20 protein-coding genes and 2 pseudogenes are annotated in these 24,929 nt (G+C 47.6%); 12 read left to right on the plus strand and 10 right to left on the minus strand.

The window, feature by feature from the left end:
- The first annotated feature begins 724 nt into the window (after positions 1-724).
- The gene (locus ACE1CM_RS33590; protein ID WP_374883220.1) at positions 725-1,795 is read left to right on the plus strand and encodes an Mrp/NBP35 family ATP-binding protein; all 1,071 of its coding nucleotides are present in this window, start codon (positions 725-727) and stop codon (positions 1,793-1,795) included.
- Between the two features lie 111 nt (positions 1,796-1,906).
- Positions 1,907-3,081 (plus strand): annotated as a pseudogene (locus tag ACE1CM_RS33595) (RNA-guided endonuclease InsQ/TnpB family protein).
- A 120-nt stretch (positions 3,082-3,201) separates the two neighbouring features.
- On the opposite strand, the gene ACE1CM_RS33600 reads toward ACE1CM_RS33595, so the two are convergent.
- Complete coding sequence (locus tag ACE1CM_RS33600; RefSeq protein ID WP_374883221.1) at positions 3,202-3,324, minus strand: hypothetical protein; 123 nt, start codon at positions 3,322-3,324, stop codon at positions 3,202-3,204.
- A 390-nt stretch (positions 3,325-3,714) separates the two neighbouring features.
- On the opposite strand from ACE1CM_RS33600, the gene rodA reads away from it, so the two are divergent.
- The 4 genes from rodA (at position 3,715) to ACE1CM_RS33620 (ending at position 8,538) form a co-directional block, all read left to right on the plus strand.
- Positions 3,715-4,965 (plus strand): rod shape-determining protein RodA, encoded by a 1,251-nt coding sequence (gene rodA / locus ACE1CM_RS33605; RefSeq protein WP_374883222.1) that lies wholly within the window; start codon positions 3,715-3,717, stop codon positions 4,963-4,965.
- Between the two features lie 233 nt (positions 4,966-5,198).
- Positions 5,199-5,396, plus strand: coding sequence for an NAD(P)H dehydrogenase subunit NdhS (locus tag ACE1CM_RS33610; RefSeq protein ID WP_226585008.1), 198 nt, complete (start codon positions 5,199-5,201; stop codon positions 5,394-5,396).
- 76 nt (positions 5,397-5,472) lie between these two features.
- On the plus strand, positions 5,473-6,120 hold the full coding sequence (locus ACE1CM_RS33615) for an HAS-barrel domain-containing protein (RefSeq protein WP_374883223.1): 648 nt from the start codon (positions 5,473-5,475) through the stop codon (positions 6,118-6,120).
- Positions 6,121-6,405: 285 nt separating this feature from the next.
- Positions 6,406-8,538, plus strand: coding sequence for a cation:proton antiporter (locus ACE1CM_RS33620; protein WP_374883224.1), 2,133 nt, complete (start codon positions 6,406-6,408; stop codon positions 8,536-8,538).
- 353 nt (positions 8,539-8,891) lie between these two features.
- Here ACE1CM_RS33620 and ACE1CM_RS33625 read toward each other — a convergent pair whose 3' ends face one another.
- The 7 genes and pseudogenes from ACE1CM_RS33625 to ACE1CM_RS33655 all read right to left on the minus strand — a co-directional run bounded on the left by ACE1CM_RS33625 (position 8,892) and on the right by ACE1CM_RS33655 (position 13,828).
- Entirely contained in the window at positions 8,892-9,029 is a 138-nt protein-coding gene (locus tag ACE1CM_RS33625) for a hypothetical protein (RefSeq protein WP_226585006.1), read from the minus strand.
- Positions 9,030-9,194: 165 nt separating this feature from the next.
- The gene (locus ACE1CM_RS33630; protein WP_374883225.1) at positions 9,195-10,058 is read right to left on the minus strand and encodes a lipid kinase; all 864 of its coding nucleotides are present in this window, start codon (positions 10,056-10,058) and stop codon (positions 9,195-9,197) included.
- The gene (locus tag ACE1CM_RS33635; RefSeq protein ID WP_374883226.1) at positions 10,055-10,456 is read right to left on the minus strand and encodes a zinc ribbon domain-containing protein; all 402 of its coding nucleotides are present in this window, start codon (positions 10,454-10,456) and stop codon (positions 10,055-10,057) included. The genes ACE1CM_RS33630 and ACE1CM_RS33635 overlap by 4 nt, the downstream gene beginning before the upstream one ends.
- Before the next feature lie 6 nt (positions 10,457-10,462).
- On the minus strand, positions 10,463-10,714 hold the full coding sequence (locus ACE1CM_RS33640) for an HNH endonuclease (RefSeq protein WP_374883227.1): 252 nt from the start codon (positions 10,712-10,714) through the stop codon (positions 10,463-10,465).
- 24 nt (positions 10,715-10,738) lie between these two features.
- Positions 10,739-12,457 carry a group II intron reverse transcriptase/maturase gene (gene ltrA, locus ACE1CM_RS33645; protein ID WP_374883228.1) on the minus strand — a complete coding sequence of 573 codons (1,719 nt, stop codon included), beginning with the start codon at positions 12,455-12,457 and terminating at the stop codon, positions 10,739-10,741.
- 583 nt (positions 12,458-13,040) lie between these two features.
- Positions 13,041-13,157: pseudogene (locus tag ACE1CM_RS33650) on the minus strand (RRXRR domain-containing protein); the annotation flags it as partial.
- A gap of 341 nt (positions 13,158-13,498) precedes the next feature.
- Complete coding sequence (locus tag ACE1CM_RS33655; protein WP_374883229.1) at positions 13,499-13,828, minus strand: hypothetical protein; 330 nt, start codon at positions 13,826-13,828, stop codon at positions 13,499-13,501.
- A 353-nt stretch (positions 13,829-14,181) separates the two neighbouring features.
- On the opposite strand from ACE1CM_RS33655, the gene ACE1CM_RS33660 reads away from it, so the two are divergent.
- On the plus strand, positions 14,182-14,910 hold the full coding sequence (locus ACE1CM_RS33660; RefSeq protein WP_374883230.1) for a hypothetical protein: 729 nt from the start codon (positions 14,182-14,184) through the stop codon (positions 14,908-14,910).
- A gap of 39 nt (positions 14,911-14,949) precedes the next feature.
- Positions 14,950-15,948 carry a pentapeptide repeat-containing protein gene (locus ACE1CM_RS33665; RefSeq protein WP_374883231.1) on the plus strand — a complete coding sequence of 333 codons (999 nt, stop codon included), beginning with the start codon at positions 14,950-14,952 and terminating at the stop codon, positions 15,946-15,948.
- Positions 15,949-16,301: 353 nt separating this feature from the next.
- Here ACE1CM_RS33665 and ACE1CM_RS33670 read toward each other — a convergent pair whose 3' ends face one another.
- Together ACE1CM_RS33670 and ACE1CM_RS33675 are read right to left on the minus strand one after the other, a co-directional pair.
- On the minus strand, positions 16,302-17,126 hold the full coding sequence (locus ACE1CM_RS33670; RefSeq protein WP_374883232.1) for an SDR family oxidoreductase: 825 nt from the start codon (positions 17,124-17,126) through the stop codon (positions 16,302-16,304).
- Positions 17,127-17,352: 226 nt separating this feature from the next.
- The gene (locus ACE1CM_RS33675) at positions 17,353-17,751 is read right to left on the minus strand and encodes a COG3650 family protein (protein WP_374883233.1); all 399 of its coding nucleotides are present in this window, start codon (positions 17,749-17,751) and stop codon (positions 17,353-17,355) included.
- Positions 17,752-18,840: 1,089 nt separating this feature from the next.
- Between ACE1CM_RS33675 and ACE1CM_RS33680 the strand changes: the two genes are divergently transcribed.
- The 4 genes from ACE1CM_RS33680 to ACE1CM_RS33695 are packed head-to-tail and all read left to right on the plus strand — an operon-like array spanning position 18,841 to position 24,614.
- Positions 18,841-18,975 (plus strand): hypothetical protein, encoded by a 135-nt coding sequence (locus ACE1CM_RS33680; RefSeq protein WP_374883234.1) that lies wholly within the window; start codon positions 18,841-18,843, stop codon positions 18,973-18,975.
- Entirely contained in the window at positions 18,972-20,420 is a 1,449-nt protein-coding gene (locus ACE1CM_RS33685; RefSeq protein WP_374883236.1) for a TIGR04463 family radical SAM/SPASM RiPP maturase, read from the plus strand. Before ACE1CM_RS33680 ends, ACE1CM_RS33685 begins: the two co-directional genes overlap by 4 nt.
- Before the next feature lie 59 nt (positions 20,421-20,479).
- Positions 20,480-22,633, plus strand: a complete 2,154-nt coding sequence (locus ACE1CM_RS33690; RefSeq protein ID WP_374883237.1) for a Cys-every-fifth RiPP peptide CefA — start codon at positions 20,480-20,482, stop codon at positions 22,631-22,633.
- Positions 22,634-22,640: 7 nt separating this feature from the next.
- Complete coding sequence (locus tag ACE1CM_RS33695) at positions 22,641-24,614, plus strand: RiPP maturation radical SAM C-methyltransferase (RefSeq protein ID WP_374883238.1); 1,974 nt, start codon at positions 22,641-22,643, stop codon at positions 24,612-24,614.
- Positions 24,615-24,929: the final 315 nt, after the last annotated feature.

Below are 24,929 nucleotides of genomic sequence, written 5' to 3' on the forward strand. Positions count from 1 at the left end.
TCTGGGTAGTTGTGCCTTGCTTGCGGTTAGCCTACTCTAGGAATCGACCTCCCTAGAGAACCCGTAGGGAAAACCCGTGTTTCACGTACTTGACCTGGGACTGATGTGGGTTCCATCTACTATTCCGGCAGGGTTTTTGTCCCTCTGTTGCCCCCATCTACACTGAAGCAACCTACCTGCTTACCTTTTGGTCAGGGTGTATCAGCCTTATTTCACCCCATAACTTGAGTTGTATTGGTTCAGTACCGTCCCCAGAGTTTGGAGGTCCCGACTTTTCTGACTTTCACTCTCAATCTGGTCAGTGGTTAGCTGATAGAATTCATCGTACGACTAAAATTGGTACAAATGACAGCAAAGTTCACAGACAGTAAGAGTTACAGCGGAAGACTTGAAGATTCTAGAGCGCTACTGCAAGCGAACGAAACGAACCAAAACCGATGTTGTTCGGGAGTTTATACGCTGATTGGCGACTGAGGGGGGTTCGACCCCCACTCAGTCGCCTTGGGGGTTCATGTATCCCGACGCTCAAGCAGCGGGTTCCCGCGGAACTTATAGCCCCCAAACCCCCATCACTTAATTGCAATTTGGTGTCAGATATTGAGAGTTCTGAGATTTTTGTCTTTGACTGGCGGCAACTATCAATGGGAACCCGCCCAACGTTAAGATTTTATCAACCCGAAATTATTAGCCTGCCTGCGTCAATGCAGTCCAGGTGGAGAACACAATGTCTGCTACTGTTGATGTCACCTCGGTTTTAGATGTCTTGCGACCCGTGCAAGACCCCGAACTCCGCAAGAGTTTGGTCGAATTAAATATGATCCGTAATGTCAAAATTGACGGCGGTAACGTCAGCTTTACCCTCGTGCTGACTACCCCTGCCTGTCCGTTACGGGAATTTATCGTTGAAGATTGTCAGAAAGCCGTCCGGCAACTGCCTGGGATAACGGATGTGGTCGTTGACGTGACGGCAGAAACTCCGAAACAAAAAGATTTACCAAATCGCCAAGGAATTCCGGGCGTGAAGAATATCATCGCGATTTCCAGCGGTAAAGGAGGCGTGGGTAAAACCACCGTCGCCGTGAACGTTGCCGTGGCTTTAGCGAACTCAGGCGCTAAAGTGGGGATGCTCGATGCGGATATTTATGGGCCAAACGTACCCACGATGTTGGGGCTAGAAAACGCCCAAGTCATGGTACAGCAAGGCGCTGCTGGGGAAGTTTTGGCACCGGCTTTTAATCACGGCGTCAAAATGGTGTCGATGGGCTTTTTGATTGACAAGGATCAGCCGGTAATTTGGCGCGGGCCGATGCTCAACGGCATTATCCGCCAATTTCTCTACCAGGTACAGTGGGGCGAATTGGATTATTTGGTGGTAGACTTGCCCCCAGGAACCGGAGATGCCCAATTAACCTTAATTCAAGCCGTGCCGATGGCAGGTGCTGCGATCGTGACGACTCCGCAAAATGTGGCGTTGCTGGACGCGCGCAAAGGCTTAAAAATGTTCCAGCAGATGGGCGTGCCCGTATTGGGAATTGTAGAAAACATGAGTTATTTTATTCCCCCAGACATGCCAGACCGACAATACGACATTTTTGGGTCTGGCGGCGGCGAAAAAACATCCAAAGAACTGGGTGTCCCGTTGCTAGGGTGCGTACCGTTGGAAATTCCCGTGCGAGTTGGCGGCGATGTGGGCGTACCGATTACGATCTCTCAACCCGAAAGCGCTTCTGCTAAGGCGTTGAAGGAAATTGCTTTTCGGATCGCTGGTAAAGTTTCCGTTGCTGCATTAGCATAATTAAAGTTCACCGACAAGTAGCTTGGATGAGAGTCACCAGTCATCGAAAATTTGGGTCTCTTACCCCGTGCTTTAGCAGGGCTTTACATTTGAAATGCTAGAATGTGAGGCATGGAAAAGGCATTTAGCTATCGGTTCTACCCCACACAAGATCAGGAGTCGCTACTGAGACGGACTCTAGGATGTGTCCGGCTTGTCTACAATCGTGCCCTTGCTGCAAGGACGGCAGGATGGTACGAAAGACAGGAGAGAATCGGCTATGCTCAAACCTCTTCCATGCTGACGAGCGTGGAAACAGGAGGATGAGCTTCAGTTTCTCAATGAGGTTAGCTGTGTTCCCTTGCAGCAGGGCTAGAGACATCTGCAAACCGCTTTCACCAATTTCTTTGCGAACCCTTGCGAAATATCCCAACTTCAAAAAGAAGCGCAATGGCGGCAGTGCAGAATTTACCAAATCCGCTTTCAAGTGGAAAGACGGCAAAATGTTTCTGGCTAAATGCTCTGAACCTTTGGATATCCGATGGTCTAGACAATTGCCTGAAGGGGCTGAGCCTTCTACCGTTACAGTTCGGCTTAATCCGTCTGGTCAGTGGTACATCAGCATTCGGTTTGATGATCCGCGAACCCTGAAGCTTGAACCCGTTGCTCAATCGGTTGGATTGGATGCCGGGATCAGTAGCCTGGTTACGCTCAGTACAGGCGAGAAGATCGCTAACCCCAAGCACTTTAACCGCCATTACAAACGGCTGAAACGAGCGCAAAAATCCCTGAGTCGCAAGGAGAAGGGATCGCGTAACCGAGACAAAGCACGGGTGAAAGTTGCTCGGATTGGGCAGCAGATTTCTAATTCCAGAAAAGACCATTTGCACAAGTTGACTACTCGCCTGATTCGTGAAAATCAAACGATCGCGGTAGAGTCGCTTGCTGTTAAAAACATGGTCAAGAACCATAAACTCGCCCGTTCTATCTCTGATGCTGGATGGGGTGAAATGGTCAGACAACTGGAATATAAATGCGAGTGGTACGGTCGAACCCTCGTCAAAATTGACCAGTGGTTTCCTAGTAGTAAACGCTGTGGAAATTGTGGTCACGTTGTCGATCGCTTGCCGTTGAATGTTCGTGAGTGGGATTGTAAAGCTTGTGGAAGTCACCACGATCGTGATGTGAATGCGGCTTGTAATATCTTGGCGGTGGGACACACCGTGTCAGTCTGTGGAGCGACCCTAAGACCCGAAGAGAGTAAATCTCGGAAGGCAGGTGCTACGAAGCAGAAACCTAAATCGTGAGGTTTAGGAATCCTCGTCCTTTAGGACGGGGTGGATGTCAATAGTCCTTTGTCAGATCAAATCTGCTCGCTCGCCCAGAATAAAAATCTCGACCCGTCCGTTGCATCGGGTGCGTCGGTTTTAACTAATCTCGCCCAATTCCCCATCCGCCGTTAGCGGTGGGGATGGATAGCGACGGCGCAAGAGCGCCAATCTCTGGTAAATATTGTATTGGTCGAGTACCCGTCTGAGTGTCTGGAACATACAGGCTAATTCCTGGCGTAGCAGTAAGATGCTTGCCGCAGAAACAGCAGAGATCAGAGAAAGAACGTCTCCCGCTGGTCGCTATTGCAGAAATCCATCAGACGTTGTGGGAACAAAACTCAACCTCCTTGGGAAGCAGGGTTGCTGCCTGGGTAGTAGAGCAATCTACTACGAGAGTTAGGCTTTGCGTGGGCAAACCTCTAGAGGACAAGTAAGACCATCATCGTACTCGGTACGAACTTCTTCGGAAGTCCCTAACCTGGCATTGACCGTTGAAACAGGAAGCCCCATCCGCCGTTAGGGGTGGGGTACTTCACCTACGGGTAATCGACCAGACACGATATAACTTGCTAATGACCAATGACCAATGACCAATGACCAAATGACACTATGTTAAGATCGCAGACCCAATCCCGCTTCAAGACTTGGTTGATGCCTTGGCAGGGAATCGACGGCTGGCTATTGATCTTGCCCGCTGCGCTGACTGTTTTGGGCGGCATGATGATCCGCAGCACCGAGTTAACCCGCGCCGTAACAGAATGGTGGCAGCATTGGCTAATCGGTGGAATTGGTTTGGCGGTAGCACTTTTGATTGCTTGCTGGCGATACGAGAAACTACTAGATTGGCATTGGGTCACTTATGGGATAACGAACGTTTCCCTGATTGTGGTATTGATTATCGGTACAACGGTCAACGGTGCCCAAAGTTGGATTACCCTGGGTGGATTCAACATTCAACCTTCAGAATTTGCCAAATTAGGGTTGATTATTACTTTGGCGGCAATTCTGCACAAGCATTCGGCGGCGACAATACCGGATGTTATGAGAGTTTTAGCGATCGCTGCCGTACCCTGGTTTTTAGTATTTATCCAACCAGACTTGGGATCGTCGCTAGTATTTGGCGCGATTACCCTCTCAATGCTTTACTGGGCTAATGCCAACCCCGGATGGTTATTGCTGTTAGTTTCTCCCTTGGTGTCGGTGATTCTGTTTAGCGCCTATTTCCACGGATGGATTGCTTGGGCAGCAATTACAATTTTCATCGCTTGGCGCACTCTCCCTTGGCGTTTGTATGGAGTGGGCGGCACTTTGGTGATGAATTTAGTTGCAGGGGAATTGGGACACATTGTTTGGGGATTGTTGAAAACCTATCAAAAAAACCGCTTAATTTCATTCTTTAACCCTGAAATAGACCCCCAGGGAAGTGGTTATCACATTATTCAATCCCGCATCGCCATCGGTGCCGGACAGTTGTGGGGACGAGGTCTGAACCAGGGGACTCAAACTCAGCTGCACTTTATCCCAGAACAACATACAGACTTTATCTTCTCAGCCATTGGCGAAGAATTGGGTTTTGCTGGCTGCGTTTTTGTCTTGATAGCCTTTTGGATTATCTGCCTCCGCTTGGTAATGATTGCTACGAGGGCTAAAGATGATTTTGGCTCTTTATTGGCGATTGGCTTTTTGAGCTTGATCGTGTTTCAAGTAACGATTAATATCGGCATGACGATCGGTTTAGCACCCGTGACGGGTATTCCCCTCCCTTGGTTGAGTTACGGTCGCTCGGCGCTGCTGAAAAACTTTCTGGCTCTGGGTCTGATAGAATCTGTGGCAAACCATCGACCGCGAAAGAGATATTAGTGTTTGGCTAATGGGTAATGGCTAATGGGTAATGGCTAATGGGTAATGGCTAATGGGTAATGGCTAATGGCTAATGGGTAATGGCTAATGGCTAATGGGTAATGGGTGGTTAAACAATTAGCGATTAGCGATTAGCGATTAGCGATTAGCAATTAGCAATTAGCAATTAGCGATTAGCAATTAGCCCAGCACTGATTGTAAGCTAATAGAAGCAACGACAAGAGGAATCAATCATGTTTCTGCCCGGTTCAGCGGTGAAAGTCAAAAATATCGACGATACTTACTACGGCTTCCAAGGGTTAGTTCAACGAGTCAGCGATGGTAAAGCTGCCGTACTTTTTGAAGGGGGCAACTGGGATAAGCTGATTACTTTCCGACTCTCTGAATTAGAATTGGTTGATGCTACTGCTGGTCGGAAAAAAGCTAAGTAGGTAATAGGTAATGGGTAATTGGTAAATTGTTTGTCATTACCCATTACCCATTACCTATTACCCATTACCAAAGTTTATGCGCCTTCCTCTGCCACAATTTACTGTAAGCGATCGCCACCCCGACCACATCGCGGAGGTGATCGAAACTGCGACGACTGAATTTTTAGCCCAATGCCTAGAACCCGATACGCTTAGCTTTCCCACTATGCCGCCTTTTGGGAGTTTGGTGAGGGCAAGGGATGAAGAATCGGGCAATCAAATTTATGCGATCGTTTATCACGCTACCACCTGCCCGATTGACACGATTCACCGCGCACGCGCTTTGGGGTTGTCGTTACAGGATCTGCGCGAAGAACAACCCCAAATTTTTGCCATGCTCAAAACCGAATTTCGCGCTTCAATTGTAGGATATCAACCACCTGCCGACGGAACGCCTGTTATTTACCAACATCTACCGCCTCGTCCTCCCCAAGTGCATCAAGCGGTGTACCGTTGCCAACCGGAAGAAGTGGTTAAATTTAGCGAAAAGTTAGATTTTCTGCGAACTTTATTGCAGGTGAAGGGCGCACCCGTAGAGGCGCTTGCTGCGGCGGCGATTCGCGAAGTTTATCAACTGAGAAAGGCGGATCGCGCTTGGTTAGTCCAGGCAGGACGCACGTTGAGTACGCTGCTCAAAGATGATTATGACCGCTTGCGGATAGTTTTGAGTCAGGTGCATTTTTAGAGCGATCGCAACTATATTTTGCTAATTGCTAATTGGTAATTGCTAATTGCTAATTGCTAATTGCTAATGGCAATGCTGGGGTGGAAAAACCATAATTTATAGCATATTTTTAGCAAAAAGTCTATCATTATTTAGAAGTAAATTGAAAATTTTAGCAAGCGAAGATAAAAAAATAGAGTGAATTAAATCTATCCGCAGGGGAATAGCATAAAAATTGGTAAGCGAGTTTAATTTTTTAAGTTATACCCTTTTTTTCGTAGAGTAGCGACCCTCTGGCTTTAACCGATGGAATCCGTATTAGAAGTTCTCCACGAACCCCTTGTCCCCTTCGCTATTTTGCTAGCGGTGATTTTAACCGTACCTCCTTTATTTGAGAAACTGCGATTACCGGGATTAGTCGGTTTGCTAGCAGCAGGTGTAATTCTTGGCCCTAACGGGTTAAATTTACTTCACAATAAATTACCGACGATGCGGCTGCTATCAGATATTGGGTTAGTTTACCTGATGTTTGTCGCCGGACTAGAAGTGGATATGGCACAATTCCGGCGAACGAAACATCGCTCGGCTGGGTTTGGTTTCTTAACGTTTATAATTCCCTTGATATTTGGGACAATTGTGGGGCGGATATTTAATTTTGGCTGGAACGCTTCCATTTTAATTGGCTCGCTGTTTGCCTCCCACACGCTGTTAGCATATCCGATTGTCAGTCGCTTAGGGGTTGTGGGAAACGAAGCCGTTATAGTCACGATTGGCGCTACTATTTTTACCGATGTTGGCGCTTTATTAGTACTAGCTGTTTGTATCGGCATTCATGCAGGTAACTTTACCCTATTTAAGCTATTTACTTTATTGGGGATGTTGGTTGTATACTCGGCTATTATTTTATTTGGCTTTGATTGGGCGGGAAGACAATTTTTTCGTCGCTCTGGAGACAATGAGGGGAATCAATTTTTATTCGTGCTGATGGCGGTTTTCCTCGCAGCTTTGGGGGCGCAATTAATTGGGGTAGAAAAAATTGTCGGAGCTTTCTTAGCCGGATTGGCAGTGAATGATGCGGTGGGGGAGGGGCCGGTCAAAGAAAAGGTGGTTTTTGTGGGTAGCGTCCTATTTATTCCGATTTTCTTTGTGGATATGGGACTGCTGATCGATATTCCAGCTTTTGTGAAAAGTATTGCATCGATTTGGCTCACCTTAGCAGTTGTGGTGGGTTTAATCGGCAGTAAATTTTTAGCCGCTTTGTTTGCTAAATTTATTTACCGCTATAACTGGCAGGAAATGCTAACTATGTGGTCGCTGTCGTTACCCCAAGTAGCGGCTACTTTGGCTGCAACGTTAGTAGGATATCGCGCCGGATTGCTGACTGAAGCGCTATTAAACAGCGTTATAGTTTTAATGTTAGTAACGGCAACTCTTGGGCCACTAATTACGAGTCGAGTTGCACCGGGTTTGAGCGTACCAGAAACAAATTTAGAACCCGATTCAACTTCTCCAGATGGGGGAGAGAAACAAAAATCGAGTTCGTTTACCGTTGTGGTTCCAGTTTATAATCCTCGAACCCAGCGATATTTGATAGAAATGGCGGCATTGTTAGCGCGACACGAACAAGGTCGAATTGTACCGCTATCAGTGGCAACCGCCCACGCGCATATGGATGCACCCCATTTGGAAGTTGCACTCCAGCGGGGTGAGGCGTTACTTACAAGGGCAACAGAACTGAGTCGAGAATTGGGTGTAGAGGCAGAACCGCTATTGCGAATTGACGATAATATTGCCCAAGGAATTAGTCGCGCTAGTCGCGAACAAAATGCCAGTTTAATTGTGATGGGATGGGGTCAAAGAACGGGTTTTCGCGCTCGCTTGTTTGGCAATGTTATTGATAATGTTTTGTGGACGTCTCACTGTCCGGTTGCCCTGACGCGCTTGCTGTTGTCGCCGACTCAGATACAACGCATTTTGGTGCCAATTGAAAACCTTACCCCTGAGGCGGTGCGTCCGGTGCGGTTTGCTCAAATTTTAGCCCAGGCGAATCAGGCGCAGGTGACGTTATTGCATGTATGGGTTAGCGAAGCGGTGCGCGATAGCGCACTTGGCAACACTACCACGAGCAAACGCGCCTGGACCGAATCCCAACTCGCTTTACTCGCCTCCAAATGGGCACCCCAAAGTAATTTCGATATTCAAATTGTTCCCCACGAAGATATCGTCAGAGCGATTTTAAATGCATCCCAATCTACCGATTTAATTATCTTGCGCTCAAAACGGCGACGGACTGCGGGGGGTTTGGCAATTAGCGATTTAACAACTCAATTGGTACAACAACTGAATTGCTCGTTAGTGATGCTAGGGGAACCGCAGCGCGCGCTGACGGGTATTCCTACCGAACGCTTGCCAAACAAAGTCCTTCCTACGATTGGGTAATCCAGGACTGACGCCGAAGAACCCAGAAACCGGGTTTCTTCGTAGACGATTTTTCATAGAAACTTTGGTGTTTGCGTAAGTCCTGTAATCTTTACCCCTCTCCCTGGATGGGAGAGGGGGTTGGGAGGTGAGGGTATATAAGACCTATTTATTGCTCAAATGAGGGGAGCGAACTTGAGCAATTCCCTACTCTGCGAATGCGGTTCTCACCGCGCCAAATTGAATATAACTAACCTGAAAAATGGAAAAGTTGAAACGAGCCAGAATGCCAGATGCAACCGTTTACAAATAGTAAGGCATTTAGGCGATCGCGTTTCACTGGGCGATCCCAACAAAATAATTAAATTTTTGGGTCAAAATTTGCGCGTTTCCTCCCAAGTTTCAATGACTGCCCAACCGATGTAGGAAGCTGCGAGTAACACGACAGCTGAAACGACATAGGCAACTGCCAGCATTTGAAGGGCGGTTTCAAAGGGAACGTAAGTAGTCATTAGGTGGCCTCCATAGCCATGCTCTATTTCTAGTATTCCCCGCAAATTGCCATTTTTTCTACTGATTTTTAGGGATGTTTAATCTATCTAATGGTATAAATAAGCGATTATTGCCGGTATTTGCCCGTTTTTTTGGCATATTGCTTAAATTTTGAAATTATCGGTTTAGGGGACAAAAACGGGTAAAGCTCGCGGAATCACCCGGAATTGAGCCTGGGTAGTCGTGGTTAATTCGCCATCGGTATCGATTAAGTTGGGTTCCTTTGTATAGATGTTAATTTCTTTACCTTGAAGCGTTAGGACGCCCGGTACTTTTTTCCCTTGCACAATTGCAGGTAGTAGGGCGAGCATTTCCCACCATTGCTGGGTTTTAACGCTGTAGAGATCGAGTCTTTGGTGATCAATTGCGGCGTCTTCAGCTACTACCAACCCGCTACCGTAGTAGCGACCGTTACACACAGTAATCTGAAAGGTTTTGACTTGAGTTGACTGGTTATTCCAGCGAATTTCTGCTTCAAAAGGTTGAGCTTGCCAAAGTACTTGCAGCGCCACTGCTGCATAGGCTAGCACTCCGAAGCGCCGCTTCCAGGCTTTTGGCACTCGGCGATTGATTTGGGCGCTCAATCCCAATCCGGCTACATTGAAGAAGTATTTGCGATTGACCGAGCCTAAGTCAATGGGTCGGATTTTTCCGGCCGCAATTATTTTACAAGCTGCGGGTAGACTTCGCGGAATTTTCAAGCTGCGTGCCAGATTGTTAGCCGTTCCGGATGGCAAAATTCCTAAAGGTAACTGGGTGTCTAACAAGCCTTCGATGGCTGCATTCACCGTACCGTCACCGCTGCTAATGATAACCAGATCTACCTGTTGCCGATACTGGCGGATGATTTGGGGTAAATACTGGGGGTTTTCGGCAGATGCTTGGAGCAATTCAAACTCTAATGCCTGCAATTGTTCAACTGATTGCATTTGAGCTTCTTTTCCCCTCCTCGCATGGGGATTCACCAACAGCAACGCCCGCTGTTTCATCTGTCTTCCTGCCTTTCTAAACGTGTGTAAACGTGTCGATTACTTGGTTTGACCCAAGTACACCGCTTGCCTGATAACAGTTTGTGTGGCTCTAGCCTCGCAAGGTACCGCAGTAGTATGTTCCGCGCAGAGTTTGAGTCTCTGTCTATCACTAAACTGCAAAAGGGACATCTATAAGTTCTTTGATGCAAGGGCATATCTTGAGAGTGTCCGCAACGGTAGCAAGTTTTACTGATATCAGCTAGTGGTCTTTTGACTTGGGACAGTATCTGAGCAAGCAAATCTGGTTTTTGAGCTAGAAAATCTCTGATGTCTTGAATCCGCTTTTTGGTGTTACATGGCTCACAACCTAGACAGAGATTCAGGACTGACGCAGGAACTCCAGATATAGTGGACATGGTGCGTTACACTGGGTTAACGCACCCTACATATAGAGAAGTTGGGTAAGTCCCGAGATTGCTAACTCGATTTGAACCACCTTTTGACCGAGGATGAATATGCTCGACTTGGAGTGGCACATCTTTAACTTGGCAGTAGGCACATGGATGGTTCCACTTGGTAGGGTCGAGTGAGGCATCACTGCCCCATCCTCCCTGGCAAAACCGGACATGCCCGTTTCGGTGCATCCTGCGCCTCAATTGTTTGGCACTTGTCATGTGTACCTCTTTCCATCGAAAGGATTAGGGGATGGGTTGATAATCATTGCTGTTTACATCCCATGCTTTAGAGTCCCGCATAGCATGAATTTCATCGTGACAGTGCCGATGAACTGCTCTTAGGTTACTTGGCTTGTTGTTGTTTCGGTTTTGGTCGATGCGATCAACTTCTAACAAGCTTTCTGTGGAGAAGTAATTACCACAGTGGGAGCATTGTCCCCCTTGTTCCTTGAGCAGTTTGGCGACTTGAGTAGGGGTTTGTGAATAGATTACCCTTCTTGTACTCCAGTAGACCCAATCTCCGTCATACGGGCTTCTGTTCCCCTTCACTTTTATGTGTCGGGTGATTTTGGTGTCGCTATGTAAGGCTTGCCAATGTTGCCCGTCTTTAGTGGCAAAAGTCCATGACATTCCGGGTTTGGAGTGCCATACACTTTCCATCTTTTCGTGACGGTAGATTCCCCATCCTCTGATTTGCTGATAGACTTGATGGTCTGCTGTCTGGAATATGTCCTTGCTGCAAACCGTTTTGTAGTAATTAGCCCATCCCCGGATAATGGGGTTGAGGGTTGCGATTAAGGCATCCCTTGACGACCCCTGATGTTTGTGGATGAGTTTTCCTACCTCTTTGATGTGGCTTTTCAGTTTTTCTTTGTCTGGGGTGATGATGGTTTTAAACCCTTGTTTTGACGCATGTTTCCCAACTTCATATTGTTGGATGGCGAATCCGAGAAATGAGAATCCGTGTTTTCCATCCTTTTTATATAGAGTGTGAGACACATTTGTTTTCTCAGGTTTTAGTTCCAATCCCATGCCTTTGAGCCAATCCGATACGAGTTGCTGGCACTCTTGGATGACTCTTAATTCCTTGTGTAGAACCACAAAGTCGTCCGCGTAGCGGATAACACTTAATGCCATTCGCTTACTTTTCCAGCTTTGTTGCCGTCGGTAGATGTTTTTGTCATCTAAGGTTTCTGCGTATTGCATTAGGTGTTCCTCTAGTCCATGAAGTGCGATATTCGCCAGGAGCGGGCTAACCACATTACCCTGCGGAGTGCCTTCTTGGGTTGGGAAGAATGTTTCACCATCCATCACATTGGCTTTAAGGCAACTTTTGATTTGTCGGCGGATGCTGGGTGTGGTGTTTAGTTTTTTCAGCAGTGCATCATGATTGATTTTGTCAAAACATTGGGCTATGTCAGCGTCTAGCACATATTTTGGCTTTTGCTTAATAGCTCCGTAGATTGCTTCGATTGCGTCATGACATGAGCGTCCGGGTCGGAAACCAAATGAATTTGGCTCAAAGAGAGCTTCCCATTCGGGTTCCAATGCCATTTTCACTATGGCTTGTAATCCTCGGTCATCGATGGTTGGTATTCCTAGAGGTCTCATTTCCTTTTTTCCAGGTTTTGGTATCCAGACCCGACGGGTTGGACTTGCTTTACCTGAAAGTTTCAGGATTTTAACTAGGGCTAATCTTTGGGCTGGATTTAGCTGTTTGCATCCATCCACGCCTGCGGTTTTCTTGCCCTGATTTTCTTGAGACACTTTCCTGACTGCCAAGCATTTAGCCGACTTTGACTTCATCAAGGTCTTTTGAAGCCTTTTTACTGTCCGATGATCTCCCCGCCCAGAGGCTTGATAAATGCGTTTTTGCAACTTAAAGGTTGTCCTCTCTAGCTTGCGCCCAGGAAGCTCCTTCCATTCCACAGTAGTTTTTGCCTCTGTATTAGACTTATTCATTACTACTTACAATCCAAACAACTGTGAATCTGTCGGCTTATCCCTGACGTTACTCAGGGCTTTGGCTTCTGATTCAATCTTGCCCACCATCACCATCTGGTTAGCACCTACTTAGAGAATCGACCTTTTCTCAGAGGTGATGATGCGTTATCCCGTTCCTAGTGCTTATTGATTGAATCTTGAGGATGATGCTATCCACCGGGTTTATTGAGAACGCATACTGGTCATCTTAGAAACACGCCAGCCTCTTTATCCTTGCCCTTTTGGGTCTCCCAGCGTAATCAACCTAATTTCGCTGGTTATACCTAACGATGGTTGAGTCACATCTTCGCTTTTGCTATCCATAGATTCTTGCTCGAAGCGATTTCAGCTTAGGTTGCTGATTACCTCCTTTTCACCCCGCTTTACCCCAGAAGTTGCTAGTTTCTTGAGTAGGGGTGATGCTTTTATCACTGCGTTTGTGACGAGAGACTTTCACTCTCATAAGCACTAAGTTGTCATGGTTCGTAGTCAGATTGGGGCACTCACTATTGACCTATGCCGCCAGTCCCCCGATATCCGGTTTATGGCGAACGGGTCGCACTTCCAACAGGTACTCGCGCAGTTCATAACCTGCAAGCGTTCCTTGTTGATACTGAACACCAGAGATATTCGAGTTCTGCATCAATTGCGTGTCGAATTTCACCAGTTCAGGACTTACGCAAAAAAACAAAGGTGATACGAAAAATCGTGGGTTTAGAGTCGCGAGATTGTTTGAATGTATCTACAACGAACACTTTGCTCACAAGGATCCTCCTTTTTTAAGGGGTAATGTTAGCTGCGACAATGTTATCGGTCGGTACTTTCTAAAACACACTGCCTCCCAGATGGCTGTTTAATCTTCTAGTTGTAGAAGCCCAGAACTAGCTACCCATTGGAGGCTACGAACTTAAACGCTTACCGATAACGTAGGTGTTCCCACCTGAGTCTGGTCAACTAGGACTGTATTGCCAGCCCCCGCTATACCCGAAGCGTTAGCGGTGGGTTGTTGACACGATATTCCTACAGGATGCTGTTGCGTAGCAGTTTCCCATTAGCATCAATACTAAAATCTTTACCAGGTACTAAGCCTTTGTCTATACAATGTTTGTATGTCGCGAATGAGATGATTCTTTTGATTTCTTGCCGCACATCGATCGGTATCAAATTTTCTATACACCAGACTAGCTCTGTCTCAAACCAGAGTAACCGTTCGAGAGAGATCAGCACTACACCAGCTACGTCTTCCAGTGCCATCTGGCTTTTCAAATTGGCAATCATATCTCCCGCGATGTACCTGTTGCGGGTCATCATCGCCATTGCTACTTTCGTGACTTGTTGTTCTAATTCCATAGCGGTCATCCTTGGCTTCTCCTGGCGTGACTCTAAACGGTTAGCGCGATCGCCTTTCTGCCAAGTATACCTAAAGGTAGATCAAAATATCTCTCCAGATAGATGCTAATTATTTATTTATTTGTGTTATTACTGCGGGGGCGGGTGAGGAAAGTGGGAGTGTGGGGACTCCACCCCTAGCTTGAGTCTTGATCTCGTCTTAGAATATGGTCATACTTTCTCTGGAGCGAAAAAAAGTGCGACCTTTGAGCGATAGACTCACCAGACGCCGTGCAAATGTCTACGGATGAGCTTGGTTAACAGCAACTCACAACCTTTGATATTTTCTACTTCAATCCCCTTAAGAGGCAAAAATGGCAGCTGATTCTATTCTCGCTCAAGTTGTTCAAAACTTAGAACAGCATGAAAATTTAACGCGGATGAAAAAGCTAATTTATTGCGCTTGTAAAAAATATTGGGAAAATGACCCAGAGATGCTGGCGAGGTTGAGGTTAAAAGATTTACTCAAAGAATTACTCGATCTCAGCCCAACGATAGAACACCTAACCGTCGCGCTCAACAGCGTGGTCAAACAACTCAACAAACAAGCAGAATATTCGTTAGTGGCTAATGCAATCATCAGCGAACTGGGGAAACTATACCCAAATACGGAAGAGTCAACGCTGGTCAAATCCAACCGACAGCATAATACCGTTTCAACTAGATTTTTGGCTGCCAAACAACCGACGGCAATGCCACCAGAATTGCAGCTAAACGAACCAAAACGTCAGTACGATACTTTTGATTTGCGTCTGGAGATAATGAAGTATACTAACCCGCTTTTGGCTAAGATAATTGTTTTTTCTACAGTAGAAAGCAAGTTGTTTGAGTTCGATAATCCACAAGATTGGTTAGCGATTAAAGCTCTAGAGCTTGATGAATTGCTTTTGAGGCTGTTTCGGGCTTGTGAAACGATTACCGAGCTAGAATTTCAACTAAATAGTACGGCGAAATGCCTTGAGGATCCGGCTCAATTCAGGCAAATAGCCGGGGTAATTATTCGAGCAATGAAGCCTTTTTACCCTTATTTAACAGCAAGTTAACAATCAAATATCAATCATCAATAAGATAGAAGAATCAAAATGGATGCGAATGAACTTTTGAGGCGATACGCAGCGGGCGAAACCAACTTTGGCGCTGCTAACCTGGGTCGGTTCAATTTATTTGGAGCCGACTTGATTGGGATAAACTTAAGAGAAGCCAACTTACAAAATGCTAACTTAATTTTGGCATTTCTCAATCGAGCCAATTTGGTAAGAGCCAATTTAATTGGTTCAAAGTTGAGCGGTGCAAACTTAAATCAAGCCGCTTTAATGGGCGCTAACCTGCGCGACGCAGATTTGCACGGTGCGTGCCTCGAACGTGCAGATATACGGAGTGCCAATCTAACTTTGGCAAACTTACTAGATGCCAATTTAATCGAGGCAGACCTGCGGAATGCTAATCTGAGCGGTGCTAACCTGACGGGTGCTTGTTTGCGGGGTGCTAACTTGCGCGAGGAAAAAAGAATTTACTGTGCTAAATTGCGCGGTGCTAACCTGCATAAAGCCGATATGCGGGGTGTAAACTTGGCGGGTGCAGATTTGGCGAGGGTAGACTTGAGCGGTGCGAACTTGACCGATGCTAGTCTGCGGGAGGTAGATTTAAGCGGTGCTAACCTAGCTTATGCCAATTTAACTAATGTCTATCTCACTGAAGCTAACTTAGCCACAGTTAACCTACGGGGTGCTAACCTGACAAATGCCAAATTGGAACGTACAACCTTAGCTGAAGCTGAAATGACCGAAGTAAATTTAAGCGGTGCATTATTATCGGATGCTAACTTGAGTAAGGCGGAAATGAATCGGGCGAATCTGCGTGGTGCTAGGTTGCCCAGAACTGATTTAAGTCGGGCTTCTTTGCGCGAGGCGAATTTGACTGATGCTGACTTGGTTGATTCCTACCTGGCTAGAACAGATTTAACCGATGCAAATCTGACGAATGCTATTTTTTTTAGGGCAGAATTAAGTAGTGCAAATCTAGTTGGCGCGCTGATGCGGGGTACTGTTATGCCTGATGGCAAAGTCCAGGATTATGATTAATTTTTAACTCAACAGGAATTATGCAAAAAAACTAAGGGCGCTCCGAAAAATCGTGGGTTTCGAGGCGATCTATTGACACAGAAACGGGGTTTTTCGACCCGCGTGGCTAAGTCATGTCAAGTTGCTAATGGCTGATGGCTAATGATAAATTGCTAGTGGATCGTGGAAGGAAAAAGGCAATATTACGAGCCAATTCCAATTAGCAATTAGCAATTAGCAATTAGCAATTAGCAAATTGCGTTATTTATTCATCTGTCAAATCAACTTGATAGATTTTCGTAGGTTCTTCTCGTCCCTTGAGATAGACCCTACCAATATATAGAACCAAAGTGCCGGATATCGCGGGCAAGTTGTCATGCTGGCGGCGCTAGCTGAGCAAATAGTTGTGTCCAGGCGATCGCATCTGGTCTACTTCCAGCATTGATTAACTCAAAGGTTTTCCCCTCCGTTGCTGGGTGATTCAGACATTCGACACAAGCAGCAGCTACGTCAATCCGACTCGTCTGACCAGATAGTTTATCTCCCGTACCGATAACAACACCCAGCTTCCCTCCCGTGGTAGCTTTTAGCAGCGTGTTGAGGTCGTAGGAAGTGAAAGGGCCATCGATCAGCCGTCCCGGTCGAATAATAGTGTAGGGCAATCCGGAACCGATGATGGCCTGCTCGCCTTGCTGTTTGGCATCCAGAACCCCAAACCCATTCAGCAGACTGAAAGGAGGTTTATCTTTGCGCTCGATGCCGCAGGAAGATACAAAAACAAACCGCTTCAGGTTTTTAGGCGCTGCATCTACCAGATTGCGGACTCCTTGTGCATCAACGCGATGAGGGCTATTTCTGGCTTTACTATTGCGGTAGTCGGCATTGAAATAGATTTTGCCCCATTCGATCAAGCGTTGCAGCTTGTTGCTCTGTGGCAAATCGAATTCCCATCGAGCGGAGGGAAAAGCAGTGGTTCCAGTACAGCAGATGATGTGGGTAACATTCTGCACAGCACTTGGCAGTGTTTCCGCTTGACGGATATCGCCAACGGCAATTTCCACCTGGTTATCGAACATTTGTTGAGCTTTCTGAAAGCTGCGGGTGAGGACGCGCACCAAAAATCCTTTTTCCAACAGAAAAGCTACCGTTAATTGCCCAACACCGCCTGTAGCACCTGCAACCAAAACTAGGTCAGACATGGCTCACCTCCCTGGTGAAGTTATTTATTAGAGTAACTCAAGTTGCTAGTTATAAACTGTGGAAGTGCTAATGGTTAATAGCTAATTGGTAATTGGATTAAAATGGGATGCACTATTGACAATTACCGATTTACCCCAGTCAGAAACAAAGGTGATGAGTAGACGATTTTTCAGAGAAAGCGGGTTTCTTTGTCTAGGGATGTAACTAGCAACTTGGGTTACAGAACTATCTTTTTTGAGCGCAACCGTCCAGCACCCGATTTCCCAAGATCAGGGTTGCGCTGTAGGGATAGACAATATCCGACATGGTATCGCTACAGGAATCCGCTTTTTTGATTATCAGTAAACCGCTGGGTTGACCGTTGAGTCGATAGACTCGCACTAAGTCAGGCGGACGTCCTGCTGCGGAGAGCGGTGCGGTGTAAGGGTAGCGGCGGTTGGGAGATTCTGGAGTGGAATAGATAATGCCGCTGCGGTTGATAGTCACGCTCCAAAATGGTTCGTTTCCGCCAACGATAAATTCTTCGACGCGAGTTTGAGAAACAAGGGTTGGGTTTTCTGTAACTACCGGGTTGGTAACGCTATACAGCCCCAATAAAACAGCATAGAAGGGAAATAATTTCATATAACCAGTTATATCATCTGCGCTTTAGTACTATCAATATCGGTTAATTGCTAATTGCTAATTGCTAATTGTTAATTGTTAATGGCATTTTGCCTATTAGCACGAAAGTTACGCAGCTACACTAAACAAGGTGTAATAGTGTTGACGCTATCGCTATAAACCACGCTACAGATATAATTTTTGCCCGAGCGATGTAATTTTTAATAGCATTTTATTCGCAAGTTGCTAGTTATAAACTTGGGCGTTGCTAATTGCTAATTGCAAGCTTGCTAATCTTGGATTTTATACTGATTGAGCCATTAGCCGCTCCCAGAGAGATAACTAGCAACTTGAGTTATTATTTATTGGTGATTATACCCCAACTATAAGCTCAGGTTGGGCCTAAGAGGCACGATGCTGTAGATCGATATCGACCATAACGCGAACAATAATTTCTGAAAGTGTGTGCCGCTGGTTGATATATTGCTCCTTGGCATAGGCAATACTTCAAGACTTACGCAAAGAAACAAAGGGCGATCCGAAAAATAGTTGGGCAAGGTGAAGTCCGCGCACGCACTCGCCTTAGCGAACGACGGTCTTCACCTTTGTTTCTGGCAACGCCCTTGCGTAAGTTTTGTACTTTTTTGCGATTGCTCTGTTGATTTTCCAGCCATATCATCAAACACCAAGCGATCGCGAGGCGTGACGCTAGTGCTGCTGCAAAGTAGATCGCACCTTCTCACCCTCAAACCTAATTCATACTGGATTGCTCTATAACTTCATGAATATGCAATATGCCGACCGCACCCACTCGCGAACGCACCCGATTACCCTCAAAATCAATTAATCAAATTAAATTATTTTAATTTATTTTACAAAAAAGCAGCAAAAATAAACAATGCAAAAATATCATTTTTTTTGGATTGTTTTGCTCAAAATATGATAAATTTATGGCTCAGGACGAAAATTTAGCGATCGCAGTAGGATGTGCTGGTTGAGGTTTGAGTTGTAACAAAGTGGCTCATGAGAATAAGGAGGTGTAATTCCAGCCACTTACTTAGGAATTGTCCACTTTAAACGGGTAGCCCAGAGGCTATCTGGAAAACCCAATTGTTTGATTTTGATCGAGGCACGAAGAATTTGAGTGTCTTAAGTTTGCCTGTGGTTATTCGAGTTATTCAACCCAAACCCGTGGATGCTTATAAGTCGTTACCGAAATTGTTGAAACAGGAAGAATTGCTGTGAAACCAAGCCGATACAATATTTTTATCCCGCTCCGTCAAGGTCGCATACTAGCCTACAACGGGTTTACTGGCGGATTTGCATTGTGGGAAAATCACGAACAAGAAACCTATCAGCGTCTGGCGAATGGTTTAGCTGCCAATCTTGCCGACCCGGTAGTACGCAGTCTGATCTACGGTGGCTATTTGGTCGCCAACTATGTTGATGAACTGGCGCTGCTGGAGGAGCAATATAACGCCCATCGTTTCAACGAACGGGCGATGATTCTTACGATTGCGCCGACCCTGTCCTGCAACTTTGGCTGCGATTACTGCTTTCAGGGTCTGAACAAACCGACCCAGGTGATGAGTCAGGAAGTGCAGGACGCGATTGTCGCCCTAGTGGAGCGCTCAATCCCCAAAATCAATCACCTGCACGTTGCCTGGTACGGCGGCGAACCTTTGCTACAGTTGAAGATTATCGAAACCCTCTCTGACCGCTTCATTGGGCTGTGCGATGCACGGGGCATCAAGTACGATGCCATGATGGTGACGAATGGCTATCGACTCAACGTTGAAGTCGCCAAATCGCTGTACGTGCGGCGATTGAAAACGGTGCAGGTGACGTTGGACGGGAATCGCTCAGACCACGACCAGCGCCGCGTGCTGCTTTCGGGCAAGCCCACATTTGACAGTATCACCCAGAACCTGCGCGAGATTGTCGATTGCGTACCCCTACCCTTCTCGATTCGGGTGAACATCGACCACCGCAACCGCGACCAAATCCACAGTTTAATCGACCATCTCGCGGAAATGGGTTTTGGCAACCGCCGGACTGTCCGCATGTACTTTGCTCCCGTGGAGGCGATGACCGAAGGTTGCCACAACGTCGCCAGTGTCTGCATGACCAAGCGGCAGTATGGCAGTTTAGAAGCGGATTTGTACTGGTATGCCTTTGAGAAGGGGCTAACTTCCCTGCCTTATCCGCCCCGGTTCCACGGCGTTTGTGGGGCGGTGCGACCCAATGCTTTCGTGATTACGCCGACTGGGGATATCCACAAGTGTTGGGACACGGTGACTTTTGCTCAACACGCGGTAGGGAGCATCTTCAACATCGAGGCAGTCGTCCAGAACGAAAAAACCCAGCAGTGGATGGACTGGACGCCCTTTGTTAACGACACCTGCCGCAACTGCAAGATTTTGCCCAACTGTTCGGGTGCCTGTGCTTACAAATTCATCCACGCCCAAGACACCCGTGGCGAAGCAGCAATATTGCCCTGTCCGAGTTGGAAATACAACATCAAGGAACGACTGGTGTTGCGCGCGGTGAAGATGGGCGCGATTACCGCCGATGATTATGACCGGGAAATGATTAAGACCGAGCCATCAGAACTATGTGCTGATGTTTACCTACCCGGTCAAGCATTGCCGGACAAGATGGAAGCCATGTACGCATTGGCAGCCAAGTAGTTTGCCCCAAGGCAAAACTTTTGAGATTCCTTACATCATTTACTCAACAGAGGAGTTTTATGCAGTACCTAGTGAAACCGCTTGTTAACCATGCCGGGAATTCTCCTTTATTTTATCAAGGCAATGCTAAGCCAAATGTTGATCGAATCTATGTAATCGCGTCTGTCAAAAGTAAGTTAGTCCTTAGCCAACTGTCGGATGGAATAATCACTCAAGAGAAATGGACGGAAAGCGAAAGGCAGCAGTGGAAAATCGTCCCATTAGAGAATAGCCAATACGTCAATGGCAACAACTACCTCAAAGGCACCTGCAAGATCGAATGCGTGGCTAACCAAAGGGTCTTGGAAGTTCCCCATAGCAGTACTGAGGACGAAGCCGTGCTAGGTGCCTGGAATTGGGGTAATACTAACAATCAAAAATGGCGGCTAGTGGAACTGGATCGGGGAGTCTATCGGATTGAGAACATCAACAGCAGCAAAGTGATCGATGTTCCAGGTAGCTCAACGGCAGAGGGAAGTGAGATCGTGCAGTATCAAAGTCAAAATGGCGATAACCAAAAATGGCTTCTGAGCGAAGTGACCCCCGCTCCTGAGGGAGCTTTGTTTGAGAAAAAAGCGACTGTATACAAAAATGACAACTTCAATCTGCCAAGTCAAGAGCTGGGTCTAGGCACCTACTACATCGAGGATCTGGAGTTTGGGAACGATCAGATCAGCTCCGTGAGAGTCCCCGAAGGTGTGCGGGTAATCATGTACGAGCATGCGGACTTCAAGGGCGATAAGAGGATGCTTGTCGGTGATTATGACCTTTGGTCGAACAACGACTTCAACGACAAGACTTCTGCGATTCTGGTTGAAGAGGTAGCTACTTTCTATCAAGACACAAATTACAGCGGCAAGAAACTGATTCTGGGCATTGGACGCTACGATCTCGCCCTAATAGGCGGTTCAGCAGGCACTCCACCCTATGGCACAGGGGACTTCGATATCAATTGGAAAGATATAATCTCGTCCATGAAAGTGCCATCAGGTCTGCTGGTAACTCTATACGAACACCACGACTTCACTGGCCGCAGTTGGGTGTTTAATGAAGATGTCCCCGACTTTAGTCAATACAGCTACCCAGGTGACTTTCTAGCGAATAACCAAGTCTGTAGTATCATCATTAAAGCTGTTGGGGTCGTCATTCCCAATAACGTCCTCAACTTTGGAGACACCATCTCCTTCAAGTCCGATCATAGTCGCCGGATGGCGGTTGGCCCAGACGAGAAAGTCTACCAGTGGGATAACTTCTCGGAGGACTGGACAATGTTCGAGATCTGGCGCGCTGGTGATACCAAGTACAACGGTATCGTGAGCTATGGCGATATTATCGCGCTGAAAAACAAGCATACAGGAAAGTATCTCTCTGTCAACACTAATAATGATGATGTCATTTGCAACGAAACTGAGATTGGAAGCAGGCAGAAGTTCACCATCGTGCGGGCTGGCAATACCGGGAGTAACGTTTTTGTTTGCCAGGGGGATGTGATCGCGCTGAAAACGGTTCCAGAGAACAAGTACCTTTCAGCAAGGCAAGGGATTCAAGGCTGGGATGTGTGGGCTATGAACTGGCTTGACAATTGGGAGAAGTGGAGGATAGACAGCGATAGCAAGCCTCAAAACACTCCCAGTGAATCTGACGCGACTTCCGTGTGCGGTCTAGAGGCTTGCCCCAACGATATCTGCGGGGCAGCCGCCTGTGGCGCAGCAGCAGGGTATGCGAACGTTTGTGCTGCTGATGCTTGTGGCGCAGCCGCATGCGGTGTTGACGGTAGCCTAGTATCGGCCTGTGGTGCAGCCACCTCCGGCATAGCGGTGTGCGGTCAGGATTTTCTCGGTGCTGGTATCAGCGGAGTTGCTGCCTGTGGTGCAGCAGTAGGGGGTATAGGGGCTTGCGGTGCAGATGCCTGTGGTGGAGCCGCCTGTGGCGTAGACGCCTGTGGTGCAGCCGCCTGTGGTGCAGCTGGCTGTGGCGCAGACGTCTGTGGTGCAGCCGCCTGTGGTATAGAGGGGTCGGGAGGAGAGGCTTGTGGGGCAGATACCGGAGGCCTCGGTGGTTGTGGTCTCAACGCTTGTGGTGCCAACGCTTGTGCCATCGACGCTTGTCCGGCGGATGCCTGCGCTGCCGATGCTTGCGCTATCGACGTAATCCCCATCATCCCCGGTATTTGAGGTGGCTATGATTCACTTAATCTACATGCCCTTCGGCTCGATCACCCATCCCCCCCTAGCCTTGGGACTTTTTAAAGCGCAGCTCGCTGAGGCTGGTTTGCCTTGCCGCGTCCATCACCTCAATTTGCACTTTGCCCAACGCATCGGCTTTGGCGCTTACGAAAACATCGCCTTGTTCAAAGGGGTACACACTCAGGTGAGCGAGTGGCTGTTTGCCGAACAAGCATGGCAGCAAGCGTTCGATCTCTCAGTTGACAAATTCATCGATTTGTGCGGTGAAGAACTGGGGTCGATTCCCAAAGTCCCCGACTCCAAAGCCTGGTTGCGCCTCATCCGCCAGCAAGTCGTACCCGCTTTCTTGTGGGAATGCGTGGAACGCATCCGCGCTGCGGGAGAGGTGAAAGTAGTTGCTTTTAGCTGCACCTTTTTCCAAACGATTGCCTCTTTGGCACTAGGGCGACTGCTCAAGCAAGTGTTCCCTGATGTTAAGCTGCTTTACGGCGGTGCCTGCTTCCACGACGAAATGGGTGACGAGCTGATCCGCAAGATACCTTGGATCGATGCCGTCTCGGTGGGCGAAACCGATGATGTTATCGTCCCCTTGTTCCAGGCACTCCTAGAAAATCGTCCCCCGGAAGGCTTGCAAGGCATCCTCTATCGTCATGGCAGCGACGAAGTGAAGATAGCAGCACCGTATCAACCTGTAACTGCCGAAGTCCTCGACGCGCTACCCCCGCCGAATTTCGACGACTTCTTCACCGATGCGGCGGCGGTGGGTTTGGTCAATAACCCCCAGTGGCAGCAACTGCTGTTTCTGCCCTATGAAAGTTCCCGTGGTTGTTGGTGGGGACAGAAGCGCCACTGTACTTTCTGCGGTTTGAATGGCGATGGCATGAACTACCGTGCTAAGTCCGCCGAGAGTGTGCTGCGTACCTTCGATAGCTTTGCCAAACGCTACCCAATCGCCCGTGCCTACCGCGCTACGGATAATATCCTCCAAACCACCTATTTCCAGGATTTGCTGCCGATTCTCAAAGAAAAGCCTTTTGGCGAGGATTTGCAACTGTTCTACGAGGTGCGAGTTACCCTAACGCGGGAGCAAATTAAGGCAATGGCGGATGCCAGGATTACTTGCGTACAACCGGGTATTGAAAGCCTCTCCAACCACCTGCTGCGGTTGATGAATAAAGGAACCACTGCTTTGCAGAACGTCTTCTTCATGAAGTGCTGTCGGGAGTACGGCATCCTGGTCAACTGGAATAACCTGATTCGCTTTCCCGGCGAGAGGCAGGAAGACTACGTGCAAATGGAGGAGTGGATTCCGAAACTCGTGCATTTGGTGCCGCCTGCGGGGGGTTCTCCCAAAATTGAGTGCCATCGGTTCAGTCCCTACTTTAACGACAAGGAGCGTTGGATGGAAAATATCCAGCCCAGTGCTTGGTATGCAGGACTGTTTCCGAGCGATCGCATTAATCTATCCCGCGTTGCCTACTACTTCGACGCCCAGTGGAAAGACACTCTCGCTCCGGAGGTTTATGACGGAGTAGTGGCGGCAGTCCTGGAATGGATTCGCATCTGGCGAGAAGCCCTCAAACTGCCCCAGCTGACATATTATTATGCACCAGATGGCGGATTGTTCGTTGAAGACACGCGCTGGGGTCGCTCTAAGGTATGGACATTTAATGCTGCTGAAGCTAGCGTATATCATGCGATCGACAGCCCGATTACCTTAAAGCAGTTACTCAAACAGCTTCAGGGCACCCCAGCACAATCTCTCACCCCAGCGCAAGTTGAATCCGTCTTGGAGCGATTTGTCAGCGCCGAGTTAGCACTTTGCGACGAACGGTTCTACCTGGGCATTGCCGTAGCGGTAGGAACTGCCGATCCGCCTTTTGAGTTCCGGCGGTGCCAGTTTGCCAAAGAACCAGCGAACCAACTGTCTGTCAGCAAAAAGAAACCTGATGTGGTAGGCATTATTTAATCTCACATCTTGCACTTACCCGCAAGCGCCGCCAGGGACTCAAGTCCCTGGCTCACAGCTCAAGTCCTCTTCAGAGGACTAAATTCCTACTGTAGATGGATTTCAGTCCACTTGAGTGGACTTGAGCTATTAGCCCTGCACTTGAGTGCAGGGCGGGTTTGGTAGCCTACAGAGAAGGGCTAGGAACTGTCACTTAATTTCTTATCACCTCTTGTCATTTCTTCCGAAATGAAGAGAGAATGGGATGTAGCCTCTAATAGAAGACAAAAATGAACAACATCCCAGAAATGACAATCAGTATTGGAGATGCGGCTA

Origin of the sequence: Microseira sp. BLCC-F43 (assembly GCF_041929235.1) — a bacterium.
Classification (GTDB): domain Bacteria; phylum Cyanobacteriota; class Cyanobacteriia; order Cyanobacteriales; family Aerosakkonemataceae; genus Microseira.

Excerpts from the sequence above, each read along its gene's own strand:
- ACE1CM_RS33590 (WP_374883220.1), top strand. The coding sequence starts at position 725 with ATGTCTGCTACTGTTGATGTCACCTCGGTTTTAGATGTCTTGCGACCC.
- ACE1CM_RS33600 (WP_374883221.1), bottom strand. The coding sequence starts at position 3,324 with ATGTTCCAGACACTCAGACGGGTACTCGACCAATACAATATTTACCAG.
- rodA (WP_374883222.1), top strand. The coding sequence starts at position 3,715 with ATGTTAAGATCGCAGACCCAATCCCGCTTCAAGACTTGGTTGATGCCT.
- ACE1CM_RS33610 (WP_226585008.1), top strand. The coding sequence starts at position 5,199 with ATGTTTCTGCCCGGTTCAGCGGTGAAAGTCAAAAATATCGACGATACT.
- ACE1CM_RS33615 (WP_374883223.1), top strand. The coding sequence starts at position 5,473 with ATGCGCCTTCCTCTGCCACAATTTACTGTAAGCGATCGCCACCCCGAC.
- ACE1CM_RS33620 (WP_374883224.1), top strand. The coding sequence starts at position 6,406 with ATGGAATCCGTATTAGAAGTTCTCCACGAACCCCTTGTCCCCTTCGCT.
- ACE1CM_RS33625 (WP_226585006.1), bottom strand. The coding sequence starts at position 9,029 with ATGACTACTTACGTTCCCTTTGAAACCGCCCTTCAAATGCTGGCAGTT.
- ACE1CM_RS33630 (WP_374883225.1), bottom strand. The coding sequence starts at position 10,058 with ATGAAACAGCGGGCGTTGCTGTTGGTGAATCCCCATGCGAGGAGGGGA.
- ACE1CM_RS33635 (WP_374883226.1), bottom strand. The coding sequence starts at position 10,456 with ATGTCCACTATATCTGGAGTTCCTGCGTCAGTCCTGAATCTCTGTCTA.
- ACE1CM_RS33640 (WP_374883227.1), bottom strand. The coding sequence starts at position 10,714 with ATGACAAGTGCCAAACAATTGAGGCGCAGGATGCACCGAAACGGGCAT.
- ltrA (WP_374883228.1), bottom strand. The coding sequence starts at position 12,457 with ATGAATAAGTCTAATACAGAGGCAAAAACTACTGTGGAATGGAAGGAG.
- ACE1CM_RS33655 (WP_374883229.1), bottom strand. The coding sequence starts at position 13,828 with ATGGAATTAGAACAACAAGTCACGAAAGTAGCAATGGCGATGATGACC.
- ACE1CM_RS33660 (WP_374883230.1), top strand. The coding sequence starts at position 14,182 with ATGGCAGCTGATTCTATTCTCGCTCAAGTTGTTCAAAACTTAGAACAG.
- ACE1CM_RS33665 (WP_374883231.1), top strand. The coding sequence starts at position 14,950 with ATGGATGCGAATGAACTTTTGAGGCGATACGCAGCGGGCGAAACCAAC.
- ACE1CM_RS33670 (WP_374883232.1), bottom strand. The coding sequence starts at position 17,126 with ATGTCTGACCTAGTTTTGGTTGCAGGTGCTACAGGCGGTGTTGGGCAA.
- ACE1CM_RS33675 (WP_374883233.1), bottom strand. The coding sequence starts at position 17,751 with ATGAAATTATTTCCCTTCTATGCTGTTTTATTGGGGCTGTATAGCGTT.
- ACE1CM_RS33690 (WP_374883237.1), top strand. The coding sequence starts at position 20,480 with ATGCAGTACCTAGTGAAACCGCTTGTTAACCATGCCGGGAATTCTCCT.
- ACE1CM_RS33695 (WP_374883238.1), top strand. The coding sequence starts at position 22,641 with ATGATTCACTTAATCTACATGCCCTTCGGCTCGATCACCCATCCCCCC.